Source organism: Robinsoniella sp., from assembly GCF_034124845.1.
This window is the reverse complement of sequence record NZ_JAWYAJ010000122.1, coordinates 1-7,743: the sequence shown is the minus strand read 5'-3', so window position 1 is coordinate 7,743 and position 7,743 is coordinate 1. Positions and strand designations below refer to the sequence as shown.

Annotated in this window: 5 protein-coding genes and 1 riboswitch; all 5 genes read left to right on the top strand. The window is 38.5% G+C overall.

All coding sequences use genetic code 11. The features are described 5' to 3' along the window. On the top strand, positions 1 to 3,065 hold a 3,065-nt coding region (locus ACH2DQ_RS05905; RefSeq protein ID WP_395025946.1), incomplete at its 5' end, for a hypothetical protein. 281 nt (positions 3,066 to 3,346) lie between these two features. Then, a complete protein-coding gene (locus ACH2DQ_RS05900; RefSeq protein ID WP_394910690.1) occupies positions 3,347 to 4,579 on the top strand; it encodes a fibronectin type III domain-containing protein in 1,233 nt (410 codons plus the stop codon). A 34-nt stretch (positions 4,580 to 4,613) separates the two neighbouring features. Continuing rightward, on the top strand, positions 4,614 to 4,754 hold the full coding sequence (locus ACH2DQ_RS05895) for a hypothetical protein (RefSeq protein ID WP_394910689.1): 141 nt from the start codon (positions 4,614 to 4,616) through the stop codon (positions 4,752 to 4,754). A 149-nt stretch (positions 4,755 to 4,903) separates the two neighbouring features. Beyond that, entirely contained in the window at positions 4,904 to 5,512 is a 609-nt protein-coding gene (locus ACH2DQ_RS05890; RefSeq protein ID WP_394910688.1) for a recombinase family protein, read from the top strand. Positions 5,513 to 5,641: 129 nt separating this feature from the next. After that, positions 5,642 to 5,718: riboswitch (cyclic di-GMP riboswitch) on the bottom strand. 147 nt (positions 5,719 to 5,865) lie between these two features. Further along, positions 5,866 to 7,743, top strand: a 1,878-nt coding sequence (locus ACH2DQ_RS05885) for a hypothetical protein (RefSeq protein ID WP_395025943.1), incomplete at its 3' end; no start/stop codon positions are given.

Sequence of the window (7,743 nt, the reverse complement as noted above, 5' to 3'; positions counted from 1 at the left end):
ACAATGTAAAAGTAGAAGCCCCAGTGATAAGCGGATATAAAATTGATGGAGATAGCATCAAAGAATTTAATCCAATTACGCAGAATGAGCAGGTAACATTTACGTACAAGAAACAGTTGCAAGTGACCATCCTGGTAAAAGACAGCAAAGGAAAAGACCTGTCGAGTCTGGTAAATCAGGAAGCCAATCCTTTAGTGTTACCAGTACTCAAGGGCGATAACGTAAGAGTAGAAGCTCCAGTGATAACTGGCTACAAATTACAAGGAGAAAACTTCAAAGAATTCAGACCAATTACAACAAACGAAACGGTAGAATTTATTTATCAGGAAGAAATAAAACCAATTGAAAAAGTAACGGTTACAATCCATGTAAAAGATACTGCCGGAAAAGATCTGAGCAAGTTAGTAGACCAAAATGTAAATCCTTTAACCATACAGGTGGAGAAAGGAAGTGATGTTACGGTGGAGGCTCCTGTAATAGAGGGCTATAAACTGCAGGGACATAGTCAGATAGGATTCTACCCGATTGGAAAGGATGAATCAGTAGAATTTATTTATAAGGAAGAAGTAAAACCTGCAGAGAAAGTAACCGTAACGATTCAAACTCTGGATACGGATGGAATTGATTTGAACAGTCTGGTAAATACAGAAGAGAGTCCATTAATCTGGGAAGCAGAGAAAGGCAGCAATGTTAAAGTCGAAGCGCCTGTGATTGAGGGGTATATTGTGCAGGGAGAAAGCACGAAAGAATTTTCACCCATTCAACAGAATGAGCACATTGTATTCACATATGCAAAAGAAATAAAACCGGTAGAAAAAGTAAATATAACCATTATTCCAAGAGATGAGCAAGACAATGATCTTAGCAGTCTTGTAAATCAGGAAGAAAGCCCATTATTTATGACAGTGGAGAAAAATAGCAATGTTATTGTTTCTGCTCCGGTAATAGAAGGCTATAAAATCCAGGGATACAGTTATCAAGAATTTTACCCAATACTTCAGGACGAAACTGTTATCTTTACCTATAAGGAAACAGTAAAACCGGTGGAAAAAGTAAACATTTCCATATTGTTAAGGGATGATACCGGGAAGGATTTAAGCAGCCTTATTGACCAGGAGATTTATCCATTGGTGCGAACTGCAGAAAAGGGCAGTAATGTGAGAATAGAGTATCCGGAAATAGAGGGATATGAAATTCAAGGGGAAAGTGTAAAGGAGTTCATACCGATTCTTCAGAATGAAGAGATTACATTTAACTATCACAAAAAAGAAAAACCCGTAGAAAAAGTATCCGTTACGATTCATGTTATGGATGAAAAGGGTAAAGATCTTAGCAGTCTGGTAGATCAGTCTGCGGAACCACTTGTGGTAGAAGCAGAAAAAGGCAGCGAAGTCAGGATTGAAGCGCCAGCAATAAATGGTTATGAAGTAATTGGAGAAGGTGTACAGATGTTTTATCCAATCATCAGGGATGAAATTGTTAAGTTTGTATACAAAGAGAAAGAAAAACCGGTTGAGAAGGTCAAAGTTCGCATTTTGGTAAAAGACGAGAATGGCAGGGACTTAGCCGCATTGGTAGATCAGTCCGTTTCACCGCTGGAAATAGAGTCGGTAAAAGGTGAGTCTGTAAAAATCTGGGCACCGGATATTGATGGATATTATGTGTATGGCTCAGATCATTATGAGTTTTCTCCGATTACAGGGGATCAGACGGTTACTTTCTGCTACAAACAAAAGATTATACCGGCAGAGAAAGTGAAGATCTATGTAAAAGTTTTTGACGATAATGATAGAGATATCAGTAGTTTAGTGGATCAGTCCGTTACAAAACTGGTTTATGAAGTTAACAAAGGAAGCAGTATAACAATTAATGCCCCGGCAATTAAAGGTTATGAGGTAATAAGCCAGTCTAAAATCCAGCTTCAAAATGTACGGTATGATCAGTCTGCAGTTTTTTATTACCGTAAAGTAAAAGAAAAACCTAAAAACCCGAAGTTGGTATTAAAACAGGATCGAATTGAAATATTTGTAGGAGATAATCTGCAATTGGAACAGATGGTATCATTAGCCACAGACTCTTCCAACCAGGACCTCAGATCTAAACTGAGGTATTCGGTATTTCCTTCCTATTTGATTGAGGGGCAGGTATTCTGTTCGCCAATAAAGGGTGAATTCAGAGTAGCCATAACTTTACCGCACGAAGCAGGTAACGTTACAAAATATCTGTACGTGAAAGTAAAAGAGCGTCCAAAGCCTGATTATGCAAAGCTGACTTTGAAAAAGAGCAAAGCAACAATGAAAGTTGGCAAGAAATTGAACTTAAGAGATCTGATTTCTGTTGCACAGGATTCCAATGGGAAAAATATCAAAGATAAGGTTACTTTCAGTGCTAAAAATAAGAAAATGATCAAAAAGAATTATTTTGTGGCATCAAAAACAGGAACATTTAATGTTACTTTTAAAATGCCCTATCAGAAAGGAACCTTGACAAAGGAGCTAAAAGTAGTAGTAAAACCTGCGAGCCCGGTTCTGCGCTTAAAGAAAACTGAGATAACGGTAAAATCCGGAGAAACAGTTAATATGAAACAGTACATTAAAGAAGCGTTGCAGTATAAGGGCGGTAAAAATGCCATAAAACTGGTGAAATGCAGAGTTGGTTCAGAAAATCTGTCTAAGAATATGAAATTTACTGCTTCCAAAGCAGGTAAATATAAAGTAATGTATTCTTTGACAAATAAGTATGGCATCACCGTTAAGAAATCCATGAACATGATTGTGAAGGCAAAAAAGCAGCTTCCTGTTCTGGAACTATCTACGGACAATTTAAGCATTACTCCTGGCAAACGCGTATATTTGAAAGATTTCATAAAAACAGCCAGTGATGATAAAGACGGCCCGAACTTAAAAAGCAAGGTGATTTGTACATTGAATGGAGAGCGGCTTTTAGGCGATACTTTCTACAGCTATAATACCGGAAGTTTTACGATATTGTACCGGTTAACAAACCAGGCCGGACAGACGGCAATGGCACAGTTAGAAATTAATGTAAAGCCATGGAGAAACTAAATGCATCAATCAGCTGAAAGAATGTTTTAACGGCCAAAACGGGATCCGCTGTATTTACGTACAGCGGGTCCTTCTGTCTGTAATTTGTAATTAATAAATGCCTGATGTCTGAAATGAATCAATTTTGCTGTGAAAATCATTTTTTATATAATATAAACTTGTGATGCTATATTAAAAAACGTTTCATGCAGTTAAATCAGCATTTTAGAACAAGTTTGAATCTTCCGGAATAAATCTATGATAAAATATGCTACAGAATAGCTTCCAGGAGGGAAATGAAAATGAATGATCAACATAAAAGGAATATGAATGACAAACCATATAAGAGGGCAGGAGCTACGATAGTGCTGGGATTCTTACTTGCAATGTTTTTCAGTATATCGGCATTAGCGGCACCGGGTGCTCCGTCGGGTTTAAAACAGCAGTCATCATCGGAGAGATCCGTTAAGGTCGTATGGAATCAGGTGATGGGAAGCAGTATCAGATACCAGATAGAATATTCACAGGACAATCGGAATTGGTATTCTGTTGGATATACTACAAGTACTCCAGAAATCAGCAAGAACGGACTTACACCTGGGATGACATATTACTTCAGAGTGCGTGCTTACGAAAATAAATATCCAAATGCTGAATATGGACCATGGTCAGCCGCTACAAGTGCTGTAACAACACCGGTTCAGATTCCTAACCAGAAAGTAATACAAACCAATGCCGGAACATCTAATATTACGCTGCAGTGGGATAAGTCACCCGGGGCAACAGGATATAATATATACCAGGTAGAAAGCAGCCAGGAAGTCTATGTAGGAAAAACGGCAGCCAATAGTTATATCATCAATAACCTGAAAGCAGGCAGTACTTACAAATACAGAGTTTATCCGGAACGGAGCGCAGGCGGCTACACAGCAGTTACTAGTTATGGCACAATGGTTTACGATGTAAAAACAATTCCGGCAAGTATAAAAAACATTAATACCGATTATGGCTATACAAGTATAAGAAAAGCCTATGTTCAATGGGAAAAAGCAGAAAATGCAGATGGTTATGAGATAGCTTTATATTCATTGAAAAATAAAAAAATCGGTTCTACAAAAGTTTTGAATTACAACACGGGCAGCTATCAATTTTCAAATATTAAAAAAGAATTTTATAAAGTAAAAGTCCGGGCGTATATTCAGCTGAAAACCGGTAAAAAATACAGTTCCTGGTCAACCTCTTATATTGCAATTCAACCAAAGGTAGAAGGGGAAAAATCCGGTACAGGAATAAAGGCTTCCTGGGATAGAGTAAACGGAGCAACAAGCTATACGGTTTATATTTCGAGCAAACGGTCCTCGGGTTATAAAAAAGTCACCACAACGAAATCAACGAGGACAACAATTAAGAAATATGGAAGAAGCAAGCTGAGAAAAGGAAGAACCTATTACGTATATGTTGTAGCGAATAAAAAGGTAGGAAAGTACACATACAGAAGCAGTGACAATTATACTTTTCAGGTTCGGTTTAAATAAACAAAGTACATCAGCTGTTTGACAGGAGGATAAAATGGCGGCAGCAATTGTGGTCATAGCATTTATAGGATTTATAATTATACTTTATGGATGCATTAAAATTAATACCAGTTATGATATAATCATCAATGACGGGGAACAGGAAGCATACTTAAAGATGATAAATAAAGATTAATAGTTGATTTTATACTTATAATAAAAGCGGAAAGAATTGTAAAATTGCACAATTCTTTCCGCTTTTTGCATTAAAAAAAATATTCCAGTTCAAATTCTGAAATTTTGTGGCATAATATTTTATGAATATTTACTAATGGAGGGAACGACATGGAAAGTCAAAAGTATGGATACGTGCGCGTATCAACAAAAGATCAACACACAGACCGTCAAATGGCAGCAATGGAAAAAGCAGGTATATTGCCAAATCATATATACGAAGATAAGCAGTCCGGTAAAGACTTTAACCGTCCAAAGTACAAAAAGCTTATAAAAAAATTAAAAGCTGGAGATGTGTTATATGTGAAATCAATTGATCGGCTTGGAAGGGATTATGATGAAATTATATGCCAATGGCGGAAACTAACCAAGGAAATTAAAGCAGATATTGTCGTAATAGATTTTCCTCTGCTGGATACCAGGGTAAAAGAAAATGATATCACAGGTATCTTTATAGCAGATTTAGTTCTGCAAATCTTATCTTATGTAGCTCAGATCGAAAGAGAAAATATCCGACAGCGGCAAAAAGAAGGAATTGAAGTGGCGAAAGTGAAAGGCGTTCAGTTTGGACGCCCAAGTAAAAAACTGCCGGCAGATTTTTTGTTAGTTTATGAAGAATGGTCTGAAAACAGAATCAGCGGAAGGGAAGCTGCAAGGCGATTGAACGTAGATCATAAAACCTTCTTTAAATGGGCGGTACAAAGCAATCAACTGAGTTAATTTCAGCAAAAAAAGCAATTAAAAATAATGTCGAAAATAATATATTTTTGGAGAAAAAGGTAGACTTTTTTCCCCAGCTAAAAATACATAAAAATGACAGTCCGCATGCAGGCATACTCCAAGATGGAAGTCGGCAGCTGGCTGTCATTTTACAGACCCTGATAGCTTTGCGTCACAGGCTTTCGCCTGCTTTGCTATTGTCATTTCTTTTTGTTCTTTTTTGATATGTCTTATTTTATCATATGTGAAGAAAAAAGTCTGATTTAATCACCAATATTTCCCAGCGCCTTATTTGCAGAAATTAGAGGAAAGCCTTTATATATGCCAATATTTATAAAACGGAGGGATAACAAATGAATAAGAAAATAAAGAAAATAGTAGCTTTTTTGCTCTGTTTGGGAATTATTATATGCAGCCCGGGAATTACAGAAGCATCAGAGTCCGTTTCTGAGAAATTTTTGGACTCGGATAAAGTAAGTACGTTAAGCGAGTCTAGGGATGAAAGCAAGCCCGAAAGCAGTATAGAGACATCGGATCTGATTCAGAACAGGAGTACTGTACAACAGGGACCGGAGACAGAAAAAGCAGCAGAACCTGCAAAAGGGTCAGAAGCCGGAAAGTTAACAGCGAATTCCACGGAAACGCAGAAACCAACAGAGACGCAAAAGTCCTCAGATGCACAGAAACCAACAGAGACACAAAAGTCTTCAGATGCACAGAAACCAACGGAGACGCAAAAGTCTTCAGATGCACAGAAACCAACAGAGACACAAAAGTTTTCAGATGCACAGAAACCAACAGAGACACAAAAATCAACAGAAACAGAAAATAGAAAGGAAACATACAAAGAAGAGGAAACAAATCATACAGAAAAAACAGAACAGCAGCCAGTTATTTACTGGGATCCTTCTGCAAATGCAGATGACACAGCAGATGGACAAAGTGCACTCACACCGGTTTCCGGGTTTGATGATGTACTGAGCGCAGCAGCGGAATTAAAAAAGAAATTAAACGAGGACATTACCGTTTATGTTATGTCGGCAAAGAGAATTACAGGACCGGAAAAGACAGTCTATGATGGAAATGGATTACATTTTGTGACCTGGGATGGCAGAAAAGGAGAAGATCAGGCAATATTCCTCATCGAAAGCGGGGAGCTTTGCCTTTCAAATATGACACTGTCATCTTCATCAGGGACACAGAATCAGATATTGGTAAAGACGGCTGGAGGAACTCTGGCAATCGGAAAGGATCTGATTGTCCGGGGAACTCTGGAAGTGGATTTCAAAAATAACGTAAATAATAAAGACGAGACTCCGATTCTGATCCAGAACCAACTGGAAAAGGATAAATTATACACAATTTCTTTACAGGCTGGCGATAGTTTTCAAGATGGAACAATGGTGGAGGGTGTATATGAAAATGGAGAAAGCGGAAAAAGTTTTTTAACGCATTTTGTATTAGCAAAGGAAATAGAAAATACGTGGAAGCTCTTAGTGAAACAGGACAGTGATAAGATGATCACCATTGCGCGACAGACGGAAGAACGTGATTCGGATACTAATTCGGATATTGATACTGACCGGGAAGAGGCAGTATCTGATCAGGTGAAACGAAAAAGTTCTTCTCGTGCGGTAGGCAGTCAGGTTGTATATTGGAATGTCAATAAGGATACAGCAAGTCCGGAAGGTGACCGTCCTGCAATTCCCGGAGGAAGTGACGGTAATTCAGGTATTGATGACCAGCATCCTGTTCAAAGCTGGGAAAAAGCAAAAGAACTTCTGGGCGGTGAAGGCGGTACCATTATCGTTATGAGCCCGGTGGTAGTGGGTGACCCGGAATTCTCACAGGGTGGGGTACCGGTGACGGAGTTAAACGGAGAAAACAAAATCGCTTTATCCCAGTGGGATAAATATCCCACGGAAATTATCATTATACCTCCGGGAGAGACATTTACAATGTCAAATATTGAGGTTGCCTGTAAACAGGGAATCGGTATTCGTATTGCCGGCAGCTATGGCACAGATACGCAGGATTCATTGGGGAAACTGATAATCGGTGAGGGAATGACTCTGACTGGGGGAAGCATTCAGACGGAGTTAAACCCGGATTCCAGAGATCGTCTGACCGATTGTACCATTGAACTGACAACGGCAGATCCGGAAGGCAGAAAGTTTAATGTTTATTTTTCAGGACTGGATGATAACCAGATATATCAATATGCAGATGTA

Coding starts and splice junctions, on each gene's coding strand:
- ACH2DQ_RS05900 (WP_394910690.1), top strand. CDS start 3,347: ATGAATGATCAACATAAAAGGAATATGAATGACAAACCATATAAGAGG.
- ACH2DQ_RS05895 (WP_394910689.1), top strand. CDS start 4,614: ATGGCGGCAGCAATTGTGGTCATAGCATTTATAGGATTTATAATTATA.
- ACH2DQ_RS05890 (WP_394910688.1), top strand. CDS start 4,904: ATGGAAAGTCAAAAGTATGGATACGTGCGCGTATCAACAAAAGATCAA.